The sequence below is a fragment of the Luteibacter aegosomatis genome (genome assembly GCF_023078455.1).
Taxonomy (GTDB): Bacteria; Pseudomonadota; Gammaproteobacteria; order Xanthomonadales; family Rhodanobacteraceae; genus Luteibacter; species Luteibacter aegosomatis.
Window position 1 is genome coordinate 3,149,352 of sequence record NZ_CP095740.1, and the last position, 23,949, is coordinate 3,173,300.

The 23,949-nt window shown below is 67.0% G+C and carries 27 protein-coding genes; 2 read left to right on the forward strand and 25 right to left on the reverse strand.

The window, feature by feature from the left end; genetic code table 11:
• Positions 1-2 precede the first annotated feature (2 nt).
• The 24 genes from nuoK to L2Y94_RS14145 all read right to left on the reverse strand — a co-directional run bounded on the left by nuoK (position 3) and on the right by L2Y94_RS14145 (position 20,873).
• Positions 3-308 (reverse strand): NADH-quinone oxidoreductase subunit NuoK, encoded by a 306-nt coding sequence (nuoK, locus tag L2Y94_RS14030; RefSeq protein WP_247367625.1) that lies wholly within the window; start codon positions 306-308, stop codon positions 3-5.
• Positions 305-964 carry an NADH-quinone oxidoreductase subunit J gene (locus L2Y94_RS14035; RefSeq protein ID WP_247367628.1) on the reverse strand — a complete coding sequence of 220 codons (660 nt, stop codon included), beginning with the start codon at positions 962-964 and terminating at the stop codon, positions 305-307. The genes nuoK and L2Y94_RS14035 overlap by 4 nt, the downstream gene beginning before the upstream one ends.
• Before the next feature lie 19 nt (positions 965-983).
• Entirely contained in the window at positions 984-1,475 is a 492-nt protein-coding gene (nuoI, locus tag L2Y94_RS14040; protein WP_247367630.1) for an NADH-quinone oxidoreductase subunit NuoI, read from the reverse strand.
• A gap of 6 nt (positions 1,476-1,481) precedes the next feature.
• Positions 1,482-2,504: an NADH-quinone oxidoreductase subunit NuoH gene (nuoH, locus tag L2Y94_RS14045; RefSeq protein WP_247367631.1), complete on the reverse strand. Its 1,023-nt coding sequence runs from the start codon at positions 2,502-2,504 to the stop codon at positions 1,482-1,484.
• A 3-nt stretch (positions 2,505-2,507) separates the two neighbouring features.
• Positions 2,508-4,823, reverse strand: a complete 2,316-nt coding sequence (gene nuoG / locus L2Y94_RS14050) for an NADH-quinone oxidoreductase subunit NuoG (RefSeq protein ID WP_247367632.1) — start codon at positions 4,821-4,823, stop codon at positions 2,508-2,510.
• On the reverse strand, positions 4,820-6,163 hold the full coding sequence (gene nuoF, locus L2Y94_RS14055) for an NADH-quinone oxidoreductase subunit NuoF (protein ID WP_247367638.1): 1,344 nt from the start codon (positions 6,161-6,163) through the stop codon (positions 4,820-4,822). Before nuoF ends, nuoG begins: the two co-directional genes overlap by 4 nt.
• Before the next feature lie 10 nt (positions 6,164-6,173).
• Positions 6,174-6,701: an NADH-quinone oxidoreductase subunit NuoE gene (nuoE, locus tag L2Y94_RS14060; protein WP_247367641.1), complete on the reverse strand. Its 528-nt coding sequence runs from the start codon at positions 6,699-6,701 to the stop codon at positions 6,174-6,176.
• 19 nt (positions 6,702-6,720) lie between these two features.
• Positions 6,721-7,950 carry an NADH-quinone oxidoreductase subunit D gene (locus tag L2Y94_RS14065; protein ID WP_247375258.1) on the reverse strand — a complete coding sequence of 410 codons (1,230 nt, stop codon included), beginning with the start codon at positions 7,948-7,950 and terminating at the stop codon, positions 6,721-6,723.
• A 27-nt stretch (positions 7,951-7,977) separates the two neighbouring features.
• Positions 7,978-8,706, reverse strand: a complete 729-nt coding sequence (locus L2Y94_RS14070; RefSeq protein ID WP_247367644.1) for an NADH-quinone oxidoreductase subunit C — start codon at positions 8,704-8,706, stop codon at positions 7,978-7,980.
• Positions 8,707-8,716: 10 nt separating this feature from the next.
• Positions 8,717-9,271, reverse strand: a complete 555-nt coding sequence (locus L2Y94_RS14075; protein ID WP_247367645.1) for a NuoB/complex I 20 kDa subunit family protein — start codon at positions 9,269-9,271, stop codon at positions 8,717-8,719.
• On the reverse strand, positions 9,262-9,618 hold the full coding sequence (locus tag L2Y94_RS14080; protein ID WP_247367646.1) for an NADH-quinone oxidoreductase subunit A: 357 nt from the start codon (positions 9,616-9,618) through the stop codon (positions 9,262-9,264). The genes L2Y94_RS14075 and L2Y94_RS14080 overlap by 10 nt, the downstream gene beginning before the upstream one ends.
• A 277-nt stretch (positions 9,619-9,895) precedes the next feature.
• Positions 9,896-10,258: a PilZ domain-containing protein gene (locus L2Y94_RS14085; protein WP_247367648.1), complete on the reverse strand. Its 363-nt coding sequence runs from the start codon at positions 10,256-10,258 to the stop codon at positions 9,896-9,898.
• 29 nt (positions 10,259-10,287) lie between these two features.
• On the reverse strand, positions 10,288-11,205 hold the full coding sequence (locus L2Y94_RS14090) for a PIG-L deacetylase family protein (protein WP_247367650.1): 918 nt from the start codon (positions 11,203-11,205) through the stop codon (positions 10,288-10,290).
• Positions 11,206-11,278: 73 nt separating this feature from the next.
• A complete protein-coding gene (gene holB, locus L2Y94_RS14095; protein WP_247367652.1) occupies positions 11,279-12,214 on the reverse strand; it encodes a DNA polymerase III subunit delta' in 936 nt (311 codons plus the stop codon).
• Between the two features lie 31 nt (positions 12,215-12,245).
• A complete protein-coding gene (mltG, locus tag L2Y94_RS14100; RefSeq protein ID WP_247367653.1) occupies positions 12,246-13,274 on the reverse strand; it encodes an endolytic transglycosylase MltG in 1,029 nt (342 codons plus the stop codon).
• A complete protein-coding gene (gene pabC / locus L2Y94_RS14105) occupies positions 13,274-14,107 on the reverse strand; it encodes an aminodeoxychorismate lyase (protein ID WP_247367654.1) in 834 nt (277 codons plus the stop codon). The genes mltG and pabC overlap by 1 nt, the downstream gene beginning before the upstream one ends.
• A complete protein-coding gene (locus tag L2Y94_RS14110; protein ID WP_247367655.1) occupies positions 14,104-15,450 on the reverse strand; it encodes an aminodeoxychorismate synthase component I in 1,347 nt (448 codons plus the stop codon). The genes pabC and L2Y94_RS14110 overlap by 4 nt, the downstream gene beginning before the upstream one ends.
• Positions 15,451-15,456: 6 nt before the next feature.
• A complete protein-coding gene (fabF, locus tag L2Y94_RS14115; RefSeq protein WP_247367656.1) occupies positions 15,457-16,755 on the reverse strand; it encodes a beta-ketoacyl-ACP synthase II in 1,299 nt (432 codons plus the stop codon).
• A gap of 150 nt (positions 16,756-16,905) precedes the next feature.
• Positions 16,906-17,145: an acyl carrier protein gene (acpP, locus tag L2Y94_RS14120; RefSeq protein WP_144910351.1), complete on the reverse strand. Its 240-nt coding sequence runs from the start codon at positions 17,143-17,145 to the stop codon at positions 16,906-16,908.
• A 174-nt stretch (positions 17,146-17,319) separates the two neighbouring features.
• On the reverse strand, positions 17,320-18,063 hold the full coding sequence (gene fabG, locus L2Y94_RS14125) for a 3-oxoacyl-ACP reductase FabG (protein ID WP_247367657.1): 744 nt from the start codon (positions 18,061-18,063) through the stop codon (positions 17,320-17,322).
• Positions 18,064-18,099: 36 nt separating this feature from the next.
• On the reverse strand, positions 18,100-19,041 hold the full coding sequence (gene fabD / locus L2Y94_RS14130; RefSeq protein ID WP_247367658.1) for an ACP S-malonyltransferase: 942 nt from the start codon (positions 19,039-19,041) through the stop codon (positions 18,100-18,102).
• A gap of 119 nt (positions 19,042-19,160) precedes the next feature.
• Complete coding sequence (locus L2Y94_RS14135) at positions 19,161-20,129, reverse strand: beta-ketoacyl-ACP synthase III (protein WP_247375259.1); 969 nt, start codon at positions 20,127-20,129, stop codon at positions 19,161-19,163.
• A 95-nt stretch (positions 20,130-20,224) separates the two neighbouring features.
• Entirely contained in the window at positions 20,225-20,419 is a 195-nt protein-coding gene (gene rpmF / locus L2Y94_RS14140) for a 50S ribosomal protein L32 (RefSeq protein WP_144910343.1), read from the reverse strand.
• Positions 20,420-20,435: 16 nt separating this feature from the next.
• Entirely contained in the window at positions 20,436-20,873 is a 438-nt protein-coding gene (locus tag L2Y94_RS14145; RefSeq protein ID WP_425602405.1) for a YceD family protein, read from the reverse strand.
• 223 nt (positions 20,874-21,096) lie between these two features.
• On the opposite strand from L2Y94_RS14145, the gene L2Y94_RS14150 reads away from it, so the two are divergent.
• Together L2Y94_RS14150 and L2Y94_RS14155 are read left to right on the forward strand one after the other, a co-directional pair.
• Complete coding sequence (locus tag L2Y94_RS14150) at positions 21,097-21,543, forward strand: hypothetical protein (RefSeq protein ID WP_247367660.1); 447 nt, start codon at positions 21,097-21,099, stop codon at positions 21,541-21,543.
• Between the two features lie 4 nt (positions 21,544-21,547).
• A complete protein-coding gene (locus L2Y94_RS14155; RefSeq protein WP_247367662.1) occupies positions 21,548-22,129 on the forward strand; it encodes a Maf family protein in 582 nt (193 codons plus the stop codon).
• A 214-nt stretch (positions 22,130-22,343) separates the two neighbouring features.
• Here the strand turns inward: L2Y94_RS14155 and L2Y94_RS14160 are convergent, their stop codons facing one another.
• Positions 22,344-23,876, reverse strand: coding sequence for an ArnT family glycosyltransferase (locus L2Y94_RS14160; protein ID WP_247367663.1), 1,533 nt, complete (start codon positions 23,874-23,876; stop codon positions 22,344-22,346).
• Between the last annotated feature and the right edge of the window lie 73 nt (positions 23,877-23,949).

Genomic DNA, 23,949 nt, shown 5'->3' on the forward strand with positions numbered 1-23,949 from the left:
GATCAACCCTTCATGCTGTCGATTTCGGCGACGTTGATCGTGCTGCGGTTGCGGAACAGCAGCACGAGGATCGCCAGGCCGATGGCGGATTCCGCCGCGGCCACGGTGAGGATGAAGAACACGAACACCTGGCCCGACACGTCGCCGAAGAAGCGCGAGAAGGCCACGAAGTTGGTGTTCACCGCGAGGAGCATCAGCTCGATCGCCATGAGCAGCACGATCACGTTCTTGCGGTTGATGAAGACGCCGGCGACGGCGATGCAGAACAGGATCGCGCCGAGCACGATGTAATGGGAAAGCGTGATCACTTGGCGTTCTCCTGCGTCGGTTCCACGACCGGCGCGGGCGCCGGGCTGACGGATGCCATCGTTTCGCTGGCGAGCTTCACCACGCGGACGCGCTCGGTGGCCTTGACGGACACCTGCTGCGAGGCCGACTGGTGGCGCACGCCCAGGCGCTGGCGCAGGGTCAGCGCCACGGCGGCGACGACGCCCACGGTGAGGATCAGTGCCGCGATCTCGAACGGCAGCAGGAACTCGGTGTACAGGGCATGGCCCAGCCAGGCCACGTTCGACTCGCCGGCCGGGTTGGGACCGAGCGTGTGCGCGTGCATGGCCTTCACGCCGATCATCGCCAGCATTTCCACCAGCATGACCACCGCGACCACGATGCCCACCGGCAGGTAGCGCATGAAGCCCTCGCGGACGGCCTCCTGCTTGATGTCGAGCATCATCACCACGAACAGGAACAGCACCATCACCGCGCCGACGTAGACCACGACGAGGGCGATGGCGAGGAACTCCGCCTCGGCCAGCAGCCAGACGCAGGCCATGCTGAAGAAGGCCAGCACCAGCGACAGCACGGCATGCACCGAGTTGCGCACGGAAATGACCATCAGCCCGGCGATGACCGCCACGCCGCCGAAGAGGTAGAAACAGATGAGTTGAAGCAGATCGGTATTCATCGCGTAGGTCTCCGGGCGCTCAGCGGTAAGCCGCGTCCTGCGCGCGGGCGGATGCGATGTCCTGCTCGAAGCGGTCACCGATGGCCAGCAACTGGGCCTTGGTCACCACGTTCTCGCCACGATGTTCCATGTGGTATTCGTGCACGTGCGTCTCCACGATGGAGTCGACCGGGCAGCTCTCTTCGCAGAAGCCGCAGAAGATGCACTTGAACAGGTCGATGTCGTAACGCGTGGTACGGCGCTGGCCGTCTTCCGCGCGCGGGGCCGAGTCGATGGTGATCGCCAGCGCCGGGCACACCGCCTCGCACAGCTTGCAGGCGATGCAGCGTTCTTCGCCGTTGGCGTAGCGGCGCAGCGCGTGCAGGCCGCGGAAGCGGTTCGACTTGGGGATGTGCTCCATCGGGTAGCGCATCGTGTACTTGGGGCTGAACATGTAGCGCATGGTCAGGCCCATGCCCTTGAACAGCTCGATGAGCAGCAGGCTCTTGAAGTAATGGGTAACGCGGGACATGGCTCTTTAGGCTCCCGTTCCGATGTGGACCCAGCCGAAATATTTCATGCAGCCGGCAACGAGGACCCAGACGATGGTGATGGGGATGAAGACCTTCCAGCCCAGACGCATGATCTGGTCGTAGCGGTAACGCGGGAAGCTCGCGCGGAACCACAGGAAGAGGAAGGCGAAGATGAAGGCCTTGATGAACAGCCAGTGGAAGCCGCCGTGGCCGATGAGGCCCCACGATTCCGGGAACGGCGACAGCCAGCCGCCCATGAACAGGATCGAGGTGAGGAAGCTCACCAGGATCATGTTGGCGTATTCGGCCAGGAAGAACAGCGCGAACGGCGAGCCGGAGTACTCCACGTGGAAACCGGCGACGATTTCCGACTCGCCCTCGGCCACGTCGAACGGCGCGCGGTTGGTTTCGGCCACGCCCGAGACGAAGTAGATGACGAACACCGGCAGCAGCGGCAGCCAATACCAGCTCAGGAAGCTGCCCCGCTGCGCGTCGACGATCGCCGTCAGGTTCAGGCTGCCCGTGAGCACCAGCACGCAGACGATGGACATGCCCATCGCCAGTTCGTACGAGATCACCTGCGCCGCGGCGCGCATGGCGCCGAGCATCGCGTAGCGCGAGTTGGACGACCAGCCGGCGAGGATGATGCCGTACACGCCCATCGAGGTCATGGCCAACAGGTAGAGCACGCCGGCGTTGACGTTGGCGAGTACCACGCCCGGGGAGAACGGCACCACGGCCCAGGCGCACAGCGCCGGCACGAGGGCCAGCAGCGGTGCGAGGTAGTAGAGCGCCTTGTTCGCGTTGGTCGGCAGCACCACTTCCTTCAGCAGCAGCTTGACGACGTCGGCGAAGGCCTGCAGCAGGCCGGCGGGGCCGACCTTGTTGGGCCCCATGCGCACGTGCATCCAGCCCAGCACCTTGCGCTCCCACCAGACGTACATCGCCACGCCGACGACGAGCGGCAGCACGATCGCCAGGATGAAGAGCACCGGCAGCAAGAGGTGGTCGAAGAGTTGATCGGCCATGGTTTACGCCTTGCTCAGGGTGATGGCCGCGCCGTACGGGGGCAGCATCGCGGTTTCGGGAAGCGCGGCCTCGATCCACGCGGCGCCCGCGGGCACCGAGGCATCGATCGCCACCGGCAACACGGCATCGCCCACGCGGGCGTTGCCGCCCTCGGCGAGACCGAGCTTGCCGGCGTCGTCCGCGTTGATGCGGATGGCGGCCGGACGGTTCAGCGGGTGCGAGTTGAGCGCACCGGCACGACGAAGCACCGCGTCGACGCGGTAGATCGGCGTGGTGGCCAAGCGCGAGAAGGAGACGCCCGAGATGCGCGTGGCGAGCTGCGAACGCGCCTCGGTGGCGCGTTCGGTCATGCCGTCGCGCAGGCCGGCCAGGTCGTCGAACTCGAAGCCGGCCACGCCGAGCATGCCGCCCAGCGCGCGCAGCACCTTCCAGCCCGGACGCGCATCGCCGGGTGCCTTGGCACCGGCGGCCACGGCCTGCGCCGTGCCTTCGACGTTGACCAGCGTGCCGTCGATCTCCGGCGTGAGCGCGATCGGCAGGATCACGTCGGCCGAATCCTTCAGCGCGTCGCTGGCGTAGGCGGCGAAAGCGACCACGGTCTGCGCCGAGTGCATCGCCTGCTGCGCGAGCGCGCCGTCGGCGAAGTCGTGCGGCGGTTCGACGTTGTACAGCACGTAGCCCTTGCGCGGCTGCGCCAGCATGGCGCGGGCGTCGAGGCCGCCGGCGGTCGGCAGCACGCCGACCGAGGCCAGGCCGATGGCGTTCGCGCCGACCGGCAGTTCGTTGAAGGCCGCACCGGTGGCCTGCGCGATGAAGCGCGCGATGGCACGCAGCCACGAGGCTTCCGGATGGGTGACCGCGGCGTGACCGAGGATCACCACGGCACCGTCGGACGAGAGCGACTTCACCGCGTCGCGATGCGCATCGGTCGCCTGCGCGCCGTCGACGGCCGCGGCGATCGATGCCGGCACGGTCGCGCCGTTCTCGGCGGCGGCCTTGGCCAGCACCAGCAGCTCGTCGACGAAGGCGTGCGGCGCGGCCACGGCTTCTCCGGCCAGCGCGTAGTTGAAGTTGAAGTGGGCCGGGTTGACCGCGTACACCTTCGCGCCCTTCTTCACCGCCTGGCGGATGCGGTGGTTGAGCAGCGGCACTTCGTGACGCAGGTCGGAGCCGACCAGCAGCGCCGACTTCACCTTGTCGAACGAGGCGATCGTCGAGGCGAAGGGCTTGGCGAACGCGTTGTCGGCGAAGTCGAGCTGACGCAGGCGATGATCGACGTGGGCACTGCCGAGGCCGCGCGCGAGACGGACGATCAGCTCGCCCTCCTCGTTCGACGTGGCGCCATGCACCAGCACGCCGAGGTCGGAGCCGGCGACGCTCTTCAGGGCTTCCTTGGCGACCGACAGCGCGTCGTCCCAGGTCGTGGCCGACCACTGGCCGTTGCGCTTGACCATCGGCGACTTGACGCGATCGGCCGCGTACAGGCCCTGGTGGCTGTAGCGGTCACGGTCGGAGAGCCAGCACTCGTTGATCGTTTCGTTGTCGCGCGGCACGTTGCGCAGCACTTCGCCACGACGGGTGTGCATCCACAGGTTGGAACCCAGCGCGTCGTGGTAGGCGACGGACGGGCGCGCGATCAGTTCCCAGGCGCGGGCCTGGAACTGGAACGGCTTGTTGGTGAGTGCACCGACCGGGCAGACGTCGATGATGTTGCCCGACAGTTCGCTCTCGATCGTCTTGCCGATGTACGTGCCGATCTCGAGGGTTTCGCCGCGGCTCATGCCGCCCAGTTCGTAAGTGCCGGCGATCTCGCTGGTGAAGCGGACGCAACGCGTGCACTGGATGCAGCGGGTCATCTCGGTGGCGATCAGGGGACCGATGTTCTCGTCGGCCACCGAACGCTTGCGTTCGTTGTAGCGGGACACCGAACGGCCGTAACCGAGCGAGACGTCCTGCAGTTCGCATTCGCCGCCCTGGTCGCAGATGGGGCAGTCGAGCGGATGGTTGATGAGCAGGAACTCCATCACGTTGCGCTGCGACTTGAGCGCCTTGTCCGAACGCGTGAAGACCTTCATGCCCTCGCCCACCGGCGTGGCGCAGGCCGGGGCCGGCTTGGGCATCTTCTCGATTTCCACCAGGCACATGCGGCAGTTGGCGGCGATCGGGAGCTTGCGGTGGTAGCAGAAGCGCGGGATGGGAATACCGACGGCGTCGGCCGCCTGGATGATCATCGACCCCTTGGCTACCTGCACCGGAACGCCGTCGATCTCGACGTTGACGAGGTCCGGCGCGGCGTTGGCTACGGGCTGCGCACTCATGCAGCGACTCCAGTGGTGACCGTGTCAGCCGGACCGTCGACGATCGACCGGCCATGCTCCACGTAGTATTCGAATTCGTGCCAGAAGTGGTACAGGAAGCCCTGCACCGGCCATGCGGCGGCTTCGCCGAAGGCGCAGATGGTGTGGCCCTCGATCTGGCCGGCGACGGCCTTCAGGCGATGCAGGTCGTCCGTGGTGCCCTTGCCTTCGACGATGCGCGAGAGCACGCGGTACATCCAGCCGGTGCCTTCGCGGCACGGCGTGCACTGGCCGCACGACTCCGCCTTGTAGAAGCGCGAGATGCGATGGCAGGCGCGCACCATGCAGGTTTTTTCGTCCATCACGATGACGGCACCCGATCCCAGGCCCGAACCCGCCTTCTGCAGCGAGTCGTAGTCCATGGTGCATTCCATCATCTTGTCGGCCGGGAGCACCTTCATCGACGAGCCGCCCGGGATCACGGCCTTCAGCTTGTGGCCGTTGCGCACGCCACCCGCCATCTCCAGCAGTTCGGAGAACGGCGTGCCGAGCTTGATCTCGAAGTTGCCCGGGTTGTTCACGTGACCGGAGACCGAGAAGATCTTCGGGCCGCCGTTGTTCGGCTTGCCGATGTTGAGGAACCACTCCGCGCCGTTGCGCAGGATGGCCGGCACCGAGGCGTAGGTTTCGGTGTTGTTGATCGTGGTGGGACGGCCGTACAGGCCGAACCCGGCCGGGAACGGCGGCTTGAAGCGCGGCTGGCCCTTCTTGCCTTCGAGCGATTCCATCAGCGCGGTTTCTTCGCCGCAGATGTACGCGCCCGCGCCCAGCGCGTTGTGGATGTCCACGTCGATGCCGGAGCCGTCGATGTTCTTGCCGAGCAGTCCGGCCGCGTAGGCTTCCTTCAGGGCTTCTTCGATGTGCTCGAACGGCTCGTGGTGGAACTCGCCGCGCAGATAGTTGTAGGCGACCGTCGAACCCGTGCAGTAGCACGCGATCGCCAGGCCCTCGAGCACCGCGTGCGGGTTGAAGCGCAGGATGTCGCGATCCTTGCAGGTGCCCGGCTCGGATTCGTCGGAGTTGCAGAGGATGTACTTCTGGCCGGGCGCGGTGCGCGGCATGAAGCTCCACTTCAGGCCCGTGGGGAAGCCGGCGCCGCCGCGACCGCGCAGCGAGCTCTTCTTGATCTCTTCGATCAGGGCCGCCGGATCGGGCTTCTCGGCGAGGATCTTGCGCCACGCCTTCCAGCCGTCGACCTTCTCGTAGCTTTCGAGCGACCAGGGCTTTTCGAAATGCAGGGTCGTGTAGACGACCTGGTGTTCCTTGGGAGCGGGTCCGACCGGACCGGTGGTGCTAGCCATTGCCCTTACCTCACTTCAGACCGTCGAGGATCGCGTCGACCTTTTCGGTCGTCAGCTTCTCGTGGTAATGACCGTTGACGACCATCATCGGACCGCCCGCGCACGCGGCCAGGCATTCCTCTTCCTGCTTGAGGTAGATGCGGCCGTCGGCGGTGCTTTCGCCGGTCTTGATGCCCAGTTTCCTCTCGCAATGGCGCACGATGCCCTCGGCACCGTTGAGCCAGCACGAGATGTTGGTGCAGATGGCGACGTTGTTGCGGCCCACGGGCGAGGTCTCGAACATCGAGTAGAAGCTCGCGACTTCGTAGGCCCAGATCGGCGGCAGATCGAGGTACTTGGCGACGGCGGTGATCAGCTCGTCGGTGAGGTAGCCCTGGTTCTGCTCCTGGGCACCCATCAGGCCCTGGATCAGCGCCGAGCGCTTGCGATCCGGCGGGAACTTGCCCACCCAGTGATCGATGTGGGCACGGGTGTGATCGTTGAGCACGACGAGAGGATCGATGTCCTTCACCTGCTCGAAATGACCGGTGGCTTTCATGATTCTTTACTCCGTCGACTTAGCGGTCGACTTCGCCGAAGACGAGATCGTAGGTGCCGATCATCGCGACGACGTCGGCGAGCATGTGGCCCCGCACGAACGCGTCCATCGAAGACAGGTGGGCGAAGCCCGGCGCGCGCAGGTGCACGCGGAACGGCTTGTTGGCACCGTCGGACACCAGGTAGCAGCCGAATTCACCCTTGGGCGCTTCCACGGCGGCGTAGGTTTCGCCGGCGGGTACGCCGTAGCCCTCGGTGAAGAGCTTGAAGTGGTGGATCAACGCTTCCATGTCGTTCTTCATTTCGACACGGCTGGGCGGAGCGACCTTGTAGTTCTGCACCATCACCGGGCCCGGGTTGGCCTTCAGCCATTCCACGCACTGGCGGATGATGCGGTTGGACTGGCGCATTTCCTCGACACGCACGAGGTAACGGTCGTAGCAGTCGCCGTTGACGCCGACGGGGATGTCGAAGTCCATCGCGTCGTAGGCGGCGTACGGCTGCTTCTTGCGCAGGTCCCAGGCGATGCCCGAGCCGCGCAGCATCGCGCCGGTCATGCCCCAGGCCTGCGCCTTGTCCGGATCGACCACGCCGATGCCGACCGTGCGCTGTTTCCAGATGCGGTTGTTGGTGAGCAGCGCCTCGTATTCGTCGACGCGAGCCGGGAAATCGTTGGTGAATTCGGTGAGGTAGTCGAGCATCGAGCCCTCGCGCCACGCGTTCAGGCGCTTGAGATCGTTGCCCTTGTGCCACGGCGACTCGCGGTACTTCGACATCTGCTCGGGAAGGTCGCGGTACACGCCGCCGGGGCGATAGTACGTGGCGTGCATGCGCGCGCCCGACACCGCCTCGTAGACGTCCATCAGTTCTTCGCGCTCGCGGAACGCATAGAGGAACACGGCCATGGCGCCGAGATCGAGCGCGTTCGAACCCACCCACATGAGGTGGTTGAGGATGCGGGTGATCTCGTCGAACATCGTGCGGATGTACTGCGCACGCACCGGGGCCTCGATGCCCAGGAGGTTTTCGATGGCGCGCACGTAGGCGTGCTCGTTGCACATCATCGACACGTAGTCGAGGCGATCCATGTAACCGATGGACTGGTTGAACGGCTTGGATTCGGCCAGCTTTTCGGTGCCACGGTGCAGCAGGCCGATATGCGGATCGGCGCGGACGATGGTTTCACCGTCCATCTCCAGCACCAGGCGCAGCACGCCGTGCGCGGCAGGATGCTGCGGACCGAAGTTCATCGTGTAATTGCGGATTTCTTCCACGGCTTAATTCTCCCGCCAGCGGTCGGCGGCTTCCGCCCTGGCCTGATCGAGGTCGGCATCGTTGCGGATCGTGCGCGGCACCAGCACGCGCGGCTCGATCGAGACCGGTTCGTACACCACGCGTTTCTGCTCGGCGTCGTAGCGGACTTCGACGTTGCCGATGAGGGGGAAATCCTTGCGGAACGGATGCCCCACGAAACCGTAGTCGGTAAGGATGCGGCGAAGGTCGGGATGACCGTCGAAGATGATGCCGAAGAGATCGAACGCCTCGCGCTCGAACCAGTCGGCTCCCGGCCAGATCGACACCACGGAGGGCACCACCGGGAACGCGTCGTCGTCGCAGAACACGCGCACGCGAATGCGCTGGTTCAGCTCGATCGACAGCAGGTGGTAGACGGCGGCGAAGCGGCGGGCCTGCTCGACCTCGCGCGGGCGCTCTTCCCAGGTGAAGCGACCGACGGCCTGCGCCTCGACGCCACGCGAGAAGCTTTCGCCCTGCGCGGTGTCGGTGTCCCACTCGGTCTTGCCGTAGCTGAGGTAGTCGACGCCGCAGGCGTCGATGAAAACGGTGAAACGGAAGCCCGCTTCGTCGCGCAGCGCCGTCGCCACGGCCGTGAGGTCGCGCGCGGCGACTTCGGCGGTGACTTCGTTACGCTCGACCTTCACGGTCAGCATGTCGCCGAAACGCGCGGCGAGGCGTTCGACCAGCGAGGTCTCGTTGTTAACGCTCATGAGGCAGCCCTTAGCGCGCGATCGTGTGGGTACGGCGGATCTTCTTCTGCAACTGCAGGATGCCGTGGATCAGCGCTTCGGCCGTCGGCGGGCAACCCGGCACGTAGATGTCGACCGGCACGATGCGATCGCAGCCGCGAACGACCGAATACGAATAGTGGTAATAGCCGCCGCCGTTGGCGCACGAGCCCATCGAGATGACCCACTTCGGCTCGGGCATCTGGTCGTAGACCTTGCGCAGCGCAGGGGCCATCTTGTTGACCAGCGTGCCGGCCACGATCATCACGTCGGACTGGCGCGGGCTGGGACGGAACACGACGCCGAAGCGGTCGAGGTCGAGACGCGCCGCGCCGGCATGCATCATTTCCACCGCGCAGCACGCCAGGCCGAAGGTCATCGGCCACATGGAGCCGGTGCGGGCCCAGTTCATCAGGGCGTCGACGCTGGTGACGCCGAAGCCGCGCTGCGGCACCGGGGCGTCGCCGTTCGGACGGATGATGTCGTCGACGAGGTTCAGCGGCGCCGGGTTGTGCATCACCCGGTCGATGGTGGTCATCACTCCCATTCGAGTGCTCCCTTCTTCCAGACGTAAGCGAAACCGACCACGAGCAGCGCCAGGAACAGCGCCATCTCGATCAGCGCGATCGCGCCGATCTTGTCGAACACCACTGCCCACGGAAACAGGAAGGCGATTTCGAGGTCGAAAATGATGAAGAGGATGGCGATCAGGTAGTAGCGCACGTCGAACTTCATGCGCGCGTCCTCGAATGCCTCGAAGCCGCACTCGTAGGGCGAGAGCTTTTCGGCGTCGGGACGGCGCGGTCCGGCGAGCATGCCGAGCACCATGAGCACGATGCCTAGGCCGACGGCCACGGCGATGAACAACAGGACGGGCCAATATTGGGCGAGCACGATGCTGCGTACCTCCGCGCCTCACTGGGCGCATCAGTGACCGTCGGCGGGGACGAGCGGTCCGGCTAGAACGCCGGAGCTTTTATCGAATCGATCCAAATGGACCCATCCGAGTCGACGCGCCAGGCACGCCAACGACTCCGGATATCCACAATCTCACGTTGGGGAACCGAACTATTGTACCAGCGCGTGCAGGTAAGACGACAAGTATTAATAGAAGGAAAACTGCATCGGAATGGTGCAAAGTCTTGCGCCGCCCCTTCCCGCCGCCGTCACGTCACATGGTCTGGGTAGGACGCTCGGACGTGAGCGTGCCGGCCAGCAGGCCCTCGATGCGCTGACGGGCCGCCTCGCTCTCGGACGACTCGTTGAACTGGATGCCGACCCCCGCCGTGCGGTTGCCCTGGGCTCCCACGGGGGTAATCCAGACCACCTTGCCGGCCACCGAGAGGCGTTCGCCCTCGTCGAGCAGGGTCACCAGGAGGGCCACCTCGTCGCCCAGGCTGTACCGCTGGGCCGTAGGCGCGAACAGGCCGCCATTCTTGAGGAAAGGCATGTACGAGATGTACAGGGAATTCACGTCCTTGATCTTCAGGGACAGGATGCCCTGCTGGCGCGGCGCGGGGGCGTTGGCATTCATGGAGGCGGTCCCTTCGGTGACGAGGCATCCTAGCGAGCCGGACCGTGGCAGGTCCAGCCGTAGCGGTCGTGGATCCACGGGGTGGAGAGGTCGGCCGTGAGCTTGACGAAGGCGGGACCCGACGCGCCGCGCAACGCCAGCCGCCAGTGTCCGTCCTGGAAATCGAGCGGTGCCCGGCGCCACGGCCAGACCACGCTGCCCTGCCCGTCGGACAGCAGCACCCGAAGGCGCGTCCTGGCGAGCGGGCCGGGATGCCACGGCAAGCGGAGCGCGTCCTGGGCGTCGGCGGACGGCGCGGCCACGAAAACCTCCGGGCGGCGCGCGTACGCCAGCATGCGTTCACGACTCAGGGCCAGTTGCGTGCGGTGTTCCTTCATCGCGGCGGTCTTGGCCGCCTGGTGCCCGGCGTCCGTATCGATGGGCTCGCCGTTCGTCGGCGTGGCGCCATGCACGGTATAGGTCAGCACGGGGGCGACGGTTTTCGTTTCCCATAGCGCCAGGCGCACCAGCACGTGGGCCGCCCCATGATCGGGGTGGGTATCCCCAAGCGAAGGGGCCAGCACCAACGTGGGCCGCACGGCCTGGATCACCCCGCCGACCTCGGCCACGGCGGCGCCGTGATGGCAACGAAGCGCATCGGTGACCTGCATGTCATGCCAGCCCAGCGGATGCAGCCGGTCCTCCCCGACGCCCAGGCGGGCGAGCGCCGCGATCGCTTCGCCCCGGCGGCGCGCGCCCCAGCGGACCCGCCCCGCCTTGCCGATGAAGAGGCGCCGCTCGATCCAGCGCTGCGGCCAGGGATTGTCGTCGCCGTCGGTGAGCAGCAACACGTCCACCCGCCCCCCAACCCGGAGCACGCGCTGGATCAGCAGGCCGCCGCCGAGGGTTTCGTCATCGGGATGGGGCGCGACGACCAGCAGGCGGGTCTGTCCGTCGATAGCGGGCATGGAAAACACGATGGCAGGGAGATCCTTGGCTCAAGGGCGTCTCGATTAGCGCCGATCGGCCGGAAAGGTCGCGTCAACGCCAGGCGGCGACGAGTTCGAGCAAGACCAGGTCGGCACGCAAGGGCCCGCGCAGCGCGTCGCGCGCACGATTGGCCTTCGCATACCAGGCATCCAGCGACTCGTCGTCGAGCCGGCTTTCCAGCGGAGCGGCGGTGCCGGCGGCGCGGGCACGCAGTTCGTCGGTCACGGCCTGGGCGGCGAACCACAGGTAGCGCTGCGGATCGGCGGCCTGCCAGCGCTTGATCACCTCCATGGCATCGCCGCGCCCGGCGGCCAGGGATTTGAGATCGTTGCGCACCTCGCCACGCTGCTTCAGCGCGCCGTCGGTAGCCCATGTGCTCGCCATGCCCGGATTGCCGCCGGCCGCATCGAGCGCGGCCACCGGATCGGGCACGCCCGTGGCGCGCAGCCAGGCGAGGGATTCGTCGCGCGCGGGCACGAGGAAGTCGATGCGCTGGCAACGGCTGCGGATGGTGGCGGGCAGCCTCGCCGGTTCGTCGGCCACGAGGATCAGCAGCGTGCCGGGCGTAGGTTCCTCGAGGGTTTTCAGCAGGGCGTTCGCCGCGGCGGCGTTCATCGCGTCGGCCGGATCGATGCTGACGACCTGCCAGCCGCCGAATTGGCTGGCCATGGCCAGTCGCTGCGACAATTCGCGGATCTGGTCCACCACGATCTCGCTACGGGTCACGCCGTCCTTGCGCAACCCGAACGACAGGGCGATCACGTCGGGATGCGTTCCGGCGTCGACCAGTTGGCAACTGCGACAGGTACCGCACGCCACGCCGTCGACCGGATGCTGGCATAGCAACCCCTTGACGAACGCCGCCAGGAAATCGCGCTTGCCCAGGCCCACGGGCCCGGCCAGCAACAAGGCGTGGGGCAACGCGTCGCGCTCCCGGCGCGCCTGCAGGCGCGCCCAGGCGTCGGCGTGCCACGGCCGCAGGCTCATGCGAAGGCACCTCGGATAGGCTGACGCTGGATCACTTGCATCGTTTCAACTGGTAGCAGGCCACGGCCCGATTGTGTTCGTCGAGGGTATCGGAAAACACATGGCTTCCGTCGCCACGCGCGACGAAATAGAGCGCCTTGCCGCCTTCCGGATGCAAGGCCGCCAGGATGGCGGCGCGTCCCGGCAGCGCGATGGGCGTGGGCGGCAGGCCGACCCGCGTGTACGTGTTGTAGGGCGTGTCGGTGGTGAGGTCGCTCTTGTGGATGTTGCCGGTATAGGCGGCACCCATGCCGTAGATGACGCTGGGGTCGGTCTGCAACAGCATGTGCTGCTCCAGCCGGCGCACGAACACGCCCGCGATGCGCGGGCGCTCGTCCGCCCTGCCCGTCTCCTTCTCCACGATGGAGGCCAGGATCAGCGCCTCGTAGGGCGAGGCCAGCGGAAGATCCGGCGCACGCGCCGGCCATGCGGCATCGAGCAGCTTCGTCATCGAGGCATGGGCACGCTTGACGATGGCCGATTCCGGATCGCCCTTGACGTAGGCATAGGTCTCGGGAAGGAATCGCCCCTCGGGCTCTTCGCCTTCCGCACCGAGGCGTTTCATCAGTTCGGCGTCGTCCACGTCGGCCAGGTCGTGCGTCAGCGTGGGCACGGTGGCCAGCACGCGGCGGAACTCGGCGAACGACCAGCCCTCGACGATGGTGAAGTAACGTTGCACCACCCTGCCCGAAGCCATGTCGCCGATGAGGTCGCGCGGCGTCATGCCCGGCCGCAACGCGTACTCGCCCGCATGCAACCGGCCGGATGCATGCATCTCGGTCGCCAGCACGCGCCAGTACAACGGCGACGCGGCACTGACGCCACGACGGCGCAGGTCGCGAACGATATCCTTGAAGGAGGTGCCGCGCGCCACGTCGATACTCTGGCCCGCCGCGGGGATCGCCAGCGGCGTGCGGGCGAAACGGGCCCAGTCATACCAGGCCCATGCCCCTGCCGCGATCGCCGCGACCACCACCGCGAGCAGGATGACTCGCCACCGGGCGAGGCCACGCACCTTCATCACTTGGGAAATCCTTCCATCGTTGGCAGCGGCAAGCCGAGGGTCCGCCAATGCGCCTGCAGGGCGCGGGTGGCCGGACCGGGGGTCCAAGACCGCCCGGCACATGCCCGAACGGGGAGGATGCCGCGAACCGCCGACGTGAGGAAGACCTCGTCGGCCGCCATCAGCCGCCCGGGCGTGATCGCCTCGACGGCGACCTCGCGCCAGGCCAGCACTTCGGCCCGCGCCACGCCCGCCACGCCGCACGCTTCCACGGGCGGCGTCGCCCACCGGTCGCCGAACACCGCGAACAGGTTCGCCGCGGTGGCGCAAACGACGTGGCCCGCCATGTCGCGCACGAGGCCTTCGCCATACGCCGCATCCGACCATTCCGCGCGCGCCATCACCTGCTCCAGGCGATTGAGGTGCTTCATCCCCGCCAGCAAAGGCTGCGTCGCCAGCCGCGTTTCGCACAGCCGAACCGCGATGCCCTCATCATAGGCCGACGCGTCCAGCGCGAGCGGCGCCGCGCTCAACACCAGCGTGGGATGCGGTCGTGAAGGCAAGGCATAACCCCGTTCGCCTTCGCCGCGACTCCACGTGATGCGCACCACGGCATCGTCGAGACCTTCGCAAAGCCGCGACGCCTCCAGACGAAGCGCGTCGACGTCCGGCAACGGCAGGCGCAGGCGCTCGCAACCGGCTCGCAGCCGCGCCATGTGACGGTCCCACAAGGGCACCCTACCCGCGACGACGCGCAGGGTTTCGAACAGGCCATCGCCGTAGGTGAAGCCGCGATCGGCGGCGGACACCGTGGCGCCGTCGACGAAGTTCACGGACAAGCGGGCGTTCATGCCGCACCGAACACGCGCAACAGCCCACGGGCCTTCGCACGGGTTTCGTCCAGCTCTTTCTCGGGCACCGAATCGGTGACGATGCCCGCGCCCGCGCGCAGCGATACCGTGCCGCCTTCGGCGGTGAGCGTGCGGATCAGGATGTTGAGGTCCATGTCGCCGTTGTGGTCGAGGTAGCCGAACGCGCCGGTGTACGCGCCGCGGGGCTCCCGCTCGATGTCGCCGATGATCTGCATGCAGCGGACCTTCGGACAACCGGTGATGGTCCCGCCGGGAAAGGTCGCGGCGATGACCTGGCCCGGCGTCACGCCTTCGCGCGCACGGCCTCGCACGTTCGACACGATGTGATGCACGTGCGCGTAGCTCTCCACCACCATGAGTTCGTCCACTTTCACGCTGCCCGGCACGCAGACGCGTCCCAGGTCGTTGCGCTCCAGGTCGATGAGCATCACGTGTTCCGCGCGCTCCTTCGGATGCGCGGTCAGTTCGCGGATGCGCGCCGCATCGTCGTCGCCCGCGAGGCGCGGACGCGTACCCGCGATGGGGCGCGTCTGCAGTACGCCGTCGCGCGACTCGACGAGGCGCTCGGGCGACGAGCTCACGATGGCCCAGCCCGGTCGCTGCAACATGCCTGCGAACGGCGCGGGGTTCGCATGGCGCAAGGCCTGCATCAAGGCGGCAGGCAGGGGGGCATCGGCGAACCGGGCCGTCCAGCGACGGGAGAGGTTGACCTGGAACACGTCGCCTGCGCGCAGGTGCTCGTGGATGCGCGCCACGCCGTCGAGGAAGCGCTGCGGCTCGTCCTCGTCGACGGCAACGGGCGCGGCCAGCGGATGGTCGCCCAGCGCGACGCCGACGTCGGCCTCCAGCCGGTCGAGCCAGTGTTCGTTACCCTCTTCCGCGAGGAGCACGGTGCGCCCTTCGACGTGATCGACGATGGCCGCCGCGGGCACGCGCAAGGCGTAAGCCACGGGTACCGGACCACGGGCAGCAGGCAGGCGCAGCGAGGGTTCGATCTGCGCCACCAGTTCGTAGGCGAGGTAGACGAACCAGCCGCCATGAAACGGCAGGCCGTCGTCGACGCGTGCGCGATGACCTCGCGCCCACGCGCGATCCAGCGCGTCGAGGAAAGGCCCCTCGACGGGACGACCCTTTTCGTCGAGCAACCGGCCGTCGGCGTGCAGGGTGAGCGATTCGCCACCCGCGGCGAACAGGATGTCGAAGCGCGATTGCGGCGTGCCGGTGACGGCGCTCGCCAGCAAGGCCGGATAGCGCTCGGGAAACGACGCGGCCGGCGCGAGGAGATCGCGCCGGCCGGCCAGGGTTCGCGTGACGAAGGCCAACGGGCGTCAGACGCGACGGAAGACGAGCGTTCCGTTGGTACCGCCGAAGCCGAACGAGTTGGACATGACGACGTTCAGTTCGGCCTTCTTGGCCTCGTTCGGCACGAGGTCCATGCCGAGCCCGGCGACTTCCGGATCGACGTTTTCCAGGTTCATGGTCGGCGGGATGATGCCGTCGCGCAGTGCCAGCACCGAGAAGATCGCCTCCACGCCGCCGGCCGCGCCGAGCAGGTGACCGGTGACCGACTTGGTGGAGCTCACCGCGAACTGGCCTTTCTTCGTGGCGTGCTCGCCGAACACGTTGCGGATGGCCTTGGCCTCGCCCAGGTCACCCACCGGCGTGGAGGTGCCGTGCGCGTTGACGTACTGCACCTCTTCGGGCTTCAGGCCCGCATCGTGCAGCGCGTTGCGCATGGCCAGCTCGGCGCCGTCGCCGCTGGGCGCGGTGATGTGATAGGCGTCGCCGCTCATGCCGAAGCCGACCAGCTCGGCCAGGATGGTCGCGCCGCGCGCCTTGGCGAACTCGTATTCCTCGAGCATGAGCATGCCCGCACCGTTGGACAACAGGAAACCGTCGCGACCGGTATCCCACGGACGGCTGGCATGCGTCGGATCGTCGTTGCGCGTGGACATCGCCTTGGCCGAGCAGAAGCCCGCCATCGCCGTCGGCGTGGTGGCGAACTCCGCGCCGCCGGCGAGCATCGCGTCGGCGTCGCCGTACTGGATGAGGCGCATGGCCATGCCGATGTTGTGCGCGGCCGTGGTGCAGGCCGACACGAGGGCGATGTTCGGACCCTTCATGCCGAGGTAGATCGACAGGTTACCGGCCACCATGTTGATGATGGAGCTGGGGACGAAGAAGGGCGACACCTTGCGCGGGCCCTTCTCGTTCAGTTCGAGCGCCGTGGCTTCGATCGTGTGCAGGCCGCCGATACCCGCGCCCGCGGCGACGCCGATGCGACCGGCGTTTTCGTCGGTGACCTTCAGGCCCGACTGACGAAACGCATGCACGCCCGCGACGATACCGTAGTGGATGAACGGATCCATCCGCTTGAAGTCCTTGGCGATGGAGCGCTTTTCGTCGTCCGGCGCATCCGTGCCGGCGAAATAGGCATCCACGGCGTCGAAGTCACGAACTTCGCCGGCGATGTGCGTGGCGTACTTGCTCCAGTCCACACCCTCGATGGGGGTGATTTCGGCAATGCCACTCACACCCTCGACGACATTCTTCCAGGCGGTGGCGAGATCGTTGCCGACTGGCGACAGGATGCCCATGCCGGTCACTACCACACGTCGCTTACTCATGCGTTCTCATCCTTCAACGGTTTCCTCCGCCACCATACGCGCGCGCAGGTTACGGTTTGCAGAAACGAAAACTGCGCCATGACGGCGCAGCTTCCGTGTCGCTCGGAGATCGACGGGAGGCGACGCCTCCGATCGACGGCCTACGTACGATCAGTCCTTGACGTGAGCCTTGACGTAGTCGACGGCCTGCTGAACCGTCGTGATCTTCTCGGCTTCTTCGTCCGGGATCTCGCACTCGAATTCTTCTTCGAGGGCCATCACGAGCTCGACGGTATCGAGCGAGTCGGCACCGAGATCGTCCACGAACGAGGCGTTCGCGGTGACTTCATCTTCCTTGACGCCCAACTGCTCAACGACGATCTTCTTGACGCGCTCTTCGATGGTGCTCATGTTGCCTTAACCTCCCGAGGGAAAAATCCGGCGGCATTGTAGTGGCTTGGGCCTCGGCCCGCCAACACGCCGCCGTGACGTGGATGACGCCCGGGCTTCTATCCGGACGCGAAATGACGATTGTCTCTCAAAATCGGGCCGGTGGCGACTCCCCCGGCCCGGATGCGACCTTGCTCAGGGCATGTACATGCCGCCGTTGACGTGCAGCGTCTCGCCCGTGATGTACTTGGCGGCCGGCGAGGCCAGGAAAGCCACGGCTTCGGCGATGTCGTCGCTCTCGCCCAGGTGCCCCAGGGCGATGCCCGCGAGCAGTGCCTGACGCTGCTCTTCCGGCAGGGCGCGGGTCATGTCGGTGTCGATGAAGCCCGGCGCCACCACGTTGACCGTGATGCCGCGCGAACCGATCTCACGCGCCAGCGACTTGGAGAACGCGATGATGCCCGCCTTGGCGGCCGCGTAGTTGGCCTGACCCGGGTTGCCGGTCACGCCCACGACCGAGGCGATGCTGATGATGCGGCCCTTGCGCGCCTTCATCATGCCGCGCATCACGGCCTTGGACGCGCGAAACACCGACGTGAGGTTGGTGTCCATGATCGCGCTCCAGTCGTCTTCCTTCATGCGCATGAGGAGTTGGTCGCGCGTGATGCCCGCATTGTTGACGAGAATGGAAACCGCGCCGGTTTCCTTGCCGATCGCCTCGATCAGGGCTTCGATGGAGGCACCGTCGGTGACGTCGAGCACTCGCCCATGGCCACCATGGGCGGCGAGGCGGTCGCCGATGGCCTTCGCGCCGGATTCGCTGGTGGCGGTGCCGTACACGGTGGCGCCGAGCGCGGCGAGTCGATCGGCGATGGCGGCACCGATGCCACGGCTGGCGCCGGTGACCAGGGCGACTTCACCCTTGAGGGAATGGGTCATGGTGGGGATTCCTTGCGGAAGGGGGGACGTGGGAATTCAGGCCACGACGGCCGCGTCGAGCTCGGCGGGCGTACCGATCGCCTTCGCCTCGACCGATTTGTCGATGCGCTTGACCAGCCCCGCCAGCACCTTGCCGGGGCCGCACTCCAGGACCTGGGTGATGCCGCCGGCGGCCAGCGCCTGCACGCATTCGGTCCAGCGCACCGGCAAATAGAGTTGACGCTGCAATGCGCCGCGGATGTCGTCGAGACTGGCGTGCACCTTCGCGTCGGCATTCTGCACGACGGGAATCGACGGCAGGGTCCACTGGACGGAAGCCATCCTCTCGCCCAAACGGTCGGCGGCGTCGCGCATCAGCATGCAATGCGAGGGGACCGAAACGGCAAGTTTCACGGCCTTCTTCACGCCCAGCTCGGCAAGGCGCGCGAGCGCCCGATCCACCGCCTCGGCGTGGCCCGCGATGACGAGCTGGCCGGGCGAGTTGTAGTTGGCGGGCGCCACGACCTGGCCCTGCGCCACCTCTTCGCACACCTGCGCGATCTGGGCGTCGTCGCCGCCGAGGATGGCGGCCATGGCACCGACGCCGGCCGGTACCGCGGCCTGCATCAGGCGGCCGCGCTCGGCGACCAGCCCGGCGGCGTCTTTCAGGGACAGGGCACCGGCGGCCACCAGGGCACTGTATTCGCCCAGGCTATGGCCGGAGAGGTAAGCGGGCTGCTTGCCGCCCTGCTTGAGGTAGACACGCCATACCGCCACGCTGGCCGCCAGCAGGGCCGGCTGGGTGTTCTCGGTGCTGTTGAGCTTCTCCTCGGGACCGTTCTGGCTGATGTCCCACAGGTCGACGCCCGCGCCTTCGGAGGCTTCGTCGAAGGTGGCCTTCACCTCGGGATGGGCGGCCGCAAGGTCGGCGAGCATGCCGACGGACTGCGAGCCCTGGCCCGGGAAGACGATGGCGAGCGAGGCACTGGCTTGAGTCATTGCGTATCGATTCCGGCGACGTCAAAACGGGAATGGTGCCAGCAACCCAGGGGCGAATGCACCATTCGCGGGGGTATTGGCCACTTCTATCGCGGCCCCGGCCCGCGACGCACCGAGCCTCAGTAACGGATCAGGGCCGATGCCCAGGTAAACCCGCCGCCGAACGCCTCCAGCAGAAGGTTCTGCCCGCGCTTCACCTTGCCCGAGCGCACGGCGTGATCCAGCGCCAGCGGCACCGAACCCGACGAGGTGTTGGCGTGCTTGTCCACCGTGACGATCACGCGATCCATCGACATGTTCAGGCGCTTGGCGGTGGCCTCGATGATGCGCAGGTTGGCCTGGTGGGGTATGAGCCAGTCCACCTGGTCTTCGGTCATGCCCGCGTCCGCGAGGGTCTCGCCCACCAGCGAATCGAGGGTCTTCACGGCCACCTTGAACACCTCACGGCCCGCCATGGTGATTTTCACGCCGTGGTTGGGTGCATCGCTGAAACCCACGGACACGCCGACCGGACTGAACAGCAAGTGCTTGTAGCCGCCGTCGGCGTGCTGGCGGGTCGCGAGGATGCCCGGCTCGTCGGAGGCTTCGAGCACCACGGCCCCCGCTCCGTCGCCGAACAGCACGCAGCTTTCGCGCTCGGTCCAGTCGACCATGCGGGTCAACGTTTCGGCGCCGATCACCAACACCTTTTTCTTCTGGCCGCTGCGGATGAAGGCATTGGCCACGCCCAGCGCATAGACGAAGCCGGAACAAGCCGCGTTGACGTCGAACGCCGCGCAGCCGTTGGCACCCAGCCGATGCTGGATCAGGCAGGCGGTGGAGGGAAAGACGAGATCGGGCGTGGTCGTGCCGACCACGATCATGTCAAGGTCTTCGGCCCGTACGCCGGCGGCTTCCAGGGCGCGGGTCGCCGCGAGGAAACCGAGGTCGCCAGTGGTCTCGCCGTCGGCCGCGACATGGCGTTGCGTGATGCCCGTGCGGGTGCGGATCCACTCGTCGCTCGTGTCGACGATTTTCTCGAGGTCGGCATTGGTCAGCACCTTCTCGGGAAGTGCGCTGCCGGTGCCGATGATGCGGGCGTATTTCAGAACGGTATTCCCGTGCTCAGGATGAAACCGGTATCCATAAACGCAAAACGGCGCGTTTCCGCGCCGTTTGCGTGGTGATTGTCCCCGCGAGGAGATCAGTCCTCGACTTCGACCGCACCGCGGGTGTCGATGACCTTCTTGCCGCGGTAGTAGCCATCCTTGGTCACGTGGTGACGCAGGTGCACTTCACCGCTGGTCGGGTCGGTCGACAGCTGAACGGTCTTCAGCGCATCGTGCGAACGACGCATGCCGCGGGTGGACGGGGTCTTGCGGCTCTTGGCAACGGCCATGGCAAATCTCCAGCGATTACTTCTTCATGAGTTCGCGGAGTGCCGCGAACGGGTTGTCGGGGGGCTCGTCGGAGGGGATATCCTCTTCCGTGCCGGTGATCTCTTCGGGCAACTCGTGATCCGGATTGACCGGAACCAGGGGCAGCGCCAACAGCAATTCATCTTCGATCGTCGCGATCGGATCCAGCTTGCCGTCCTCCTCGAGGAGAAGCGGCTCGTACCCGGGCGGAAGCGCGGCTTCCTCGCGTTCTTCGACGATCAGTCCGAGACGGGCATCGACCTCCACCGGCAGCGCGAACGGCTCGAGCGAACGCTGGCAGACCAGCATCAACGAAGCCTTTGCACGGACCGCCACGTAGGCGATGCCGAGGTCGTCGCGGCCGAAGTCGAGTTCGTAGGTTACGTCACCTTCGGGTGACGCGACCACCTCGCCGAGGCGGGAAAACGCCGACACGGGGAGACGACCCTGAAACGAACGCCGCGCACGAACCTCGCGCCAAGCGTCCACGGACGATGGCAAAGTCACGGACATAATCGCGAAATGGTAGGCACCAACGCCTCTGAAGTCAACCGGTTAGATGCCCGGCAGCCATTTTGCGCACACCACCCCCTTTCGGGCAGACTCGCAGGCCGTGCAGCAGTTTGCCTCAGCCGGCCCGCGAGGGGGAAGGTCCAGCGTGTTTTCCGTTGCGTATTATGCACTTGCCGCGACCATCGTCGTCGCGGTGGCGTTCTGCGGCTGGGCGATGTCGCTCCAGCGCCGCCGCCGCCGCCTCGGCGCACTGCAAGACCTGCACGACCACGCCGACCGCCTCGAGGTCGATCTGAAGGACTGCCGCGAGCGCCTCCAGCGGGCGCACGCGGTGATGTCCTCCCATCCCGAACAGCCGGCGGCGGGTGAGATCGAGGCCCGTCATGCGGTGGATTCGGGCCTGAAGGCCCTGCTCCGCCAGCGCATATGGATTCGCGACAAGGCGCCTTCGGCCAGCCAACGCGAGCTGGACGAGGCCGTCGATGCCCTGCTCCGCGCCCGCCACCAGCTCGAACCGCGCCTGCGCGACCTGGACGACGCCCAGACGGCGCTGGATACCGCCGTGCGCGAGCAGATCCACAAAGGGTTCTAGCCACATGACCGAACCGACCGTCATCCTCGCCTCCACGTCCCGCTATCGCGCCGGCCTCCTGCGCCGCCTGCTGGAACACTTCGAACAGGCCGCGCCAGGCACCGCCGAGGATCACCTGCCCGGCGAGGCCCCCGCCCGGCGCGCCGCACGCCTGGCCGAGGCCAAGGCCCGCGACGTCGCCGAAGGCCACCCCGGCGCGATCGTCATCGGTTCCGACCAGGTCGCCGACCTCGACGGCACCGTGCTCGACAAGCCCGGCACCGTGCATGCGGCGCACCGCCAACTGGTCGCCAGTTCGGGACGCGACGTGGTCTTTCACACGGCGGTGTGCGTGATCGATGCCCACGGCGATGCGCTGACCCACGTCGACGAGACGCGCGTGCGTTTTCGGGAGCTTTCCGGAGCGGACATCGAACGCTACGTCGAGCGCGAACGTCCGCTCGATTGCGCGGGCAGCTTCAAGTGCGAAGGCCTGGGCATCACCCTTTTCGAGCGCATCGCCAACGAAGACCCCACCGCCCTCGTCGGCCTGCCGCTGATCGCCACCGCCCGCCTGCTGCGCAAGGCAGGCGTCGTCCTGCCCTGAGCGGTCGACTCCCAGGCCTCGCTACCGAAGGGTGGGTGGGAGCGGACCCTGTCCGCGAATCCTCAGGCTGACCAGAGAACGAGTGAGGCCGCGCGGCCATCGTGCGAGCTTTCAAACGCTCGCCCGAATCATCGCAAAGCCTCATTCGCCGTAAATGCGGTGAGAGTTCGCGGACAGGCTCCACTCCCACCCACCCTTCGCTTCGGTGGCGACGTCAACGCGGCATGGCGCGATAGGCCGCCATCCAGATCACGCACTGGTCCGTATTCCGCGGGACGTCGGGCGCCGCACGCGCCACGGCATCGTAGAACGCGATGCGCCGGCGGCCGTCGAAGAGATCGAGGCGCGACAGCGGCCTGACGATATCCACCCGTGCGCATATCGAGCCGAGCCAGTCGCGTGTCTCGCGTTCGCGCAACGACGTCTCGTCCACGACCAGGATCACGCGCTGGCCGGCATGCATCGCCAGACCCGCTTCGTCGATGCGCCATGCGGCCAACTGCGGCGCGCGGCCGTGCTTCGCGTTCAACGGGCTGTCGAGCGAATACACCGTGCGCGGACCGCCCAGGGCAAAACGCAACTCCGCCGCCAGCATGAAATTGTCGGCCACCACGAGCGCACCGCTGTCGTGCAGCAGCTCGCCCTGCAGCACCGCCGCGCTTTCGCGCCAGCCGGTGAAATTCGACGGAAAGGCCTTGAGGTTCGCAAGCACGCGCGCACCGTCGCCCGATGCGGCCAACCCGAGCCATCCGAAGCCCGCCAGCAACCCGGCGAGGGCCAGCGCGAAACCCGCGTGCACGATGCGCCGCCATGCGGAAGACGACGGCAACGACGGCCACGCGGCACAGAGCAGCAGGTAACCCGGCAGCGGCCAATGCACGCGAAAACGCACGTCGTCGGCGAACAGCCCCAGCAGGAAATACGCGACGATGAACGTCCCCGCGATCGACGCGATCGCATCGAACGGCGCCTCGCCGCGACGGCGCCACGCCCTCCACGCCATCCACAGCAGTGCCACGTAAGCGACCGGCGTGCAGGTCGCGGCCTGCTCCAGTGGCTGCGCCAGGGCATCGGCGTGGAATCGCCAGGGATTGCGCTCCACCAGTTGGAACGCCACCCCGGCGCCATCGGCCTGCAGGTTGTAGATCACGATGGGCAGCAAGCCCAACGCGGCGATGCCCATCGCGATCCATAGCCCGGGCTTGCGCCATTGCGCACGACCGCGAGGCGTCGCCAGCAGGAAGACGAGCCCGCCCAGCATCGGCATCGCCGCGCGGTAATGCGTGGCCCATGCCAGCGCGAGCCCGACGCCGAGCAGGCACCAGTCGCGCCAACATCCGTCGTCGAGCGCACCAAGCAGCCCCTGCATCGCGAGCAGGACGGCGAAGGTCAGCGGCACGTCGGGCACGGCGAGCACGCCCAGGCTACCCGCCAGCGGCAGGCACTGGGCCAGCGTACCCGCCTGCCAACCCGCCGCGTCGTCGGCATGGCGGCGCGCGATGGCGCGGACCTGGAAGGGAATCGCCGCGCCGATGAGGAGGAACGGCAAACGCATGGGCAACAGGCCATGCCCGAATACGGCCTCGGATGCCCCGATCAGCCATGCCGTGAGGGGTGGCAGATCGCTGTAGCCCCACGCCGGCGCGAGGCTTTCCTGCCAATAGAAGGCTTCGTCACCGAAGGGCGACAGCGTGCATGCGATGACGACGCGCAGGCCGAACGTCACGGCGAAAAGGATGAGGAACATGCCTCGCCACGCGCGCAGGCGCGCCGCTACACTCGACCGATCATCCATCGACGGGATCCGCCCCAGGGGCGCA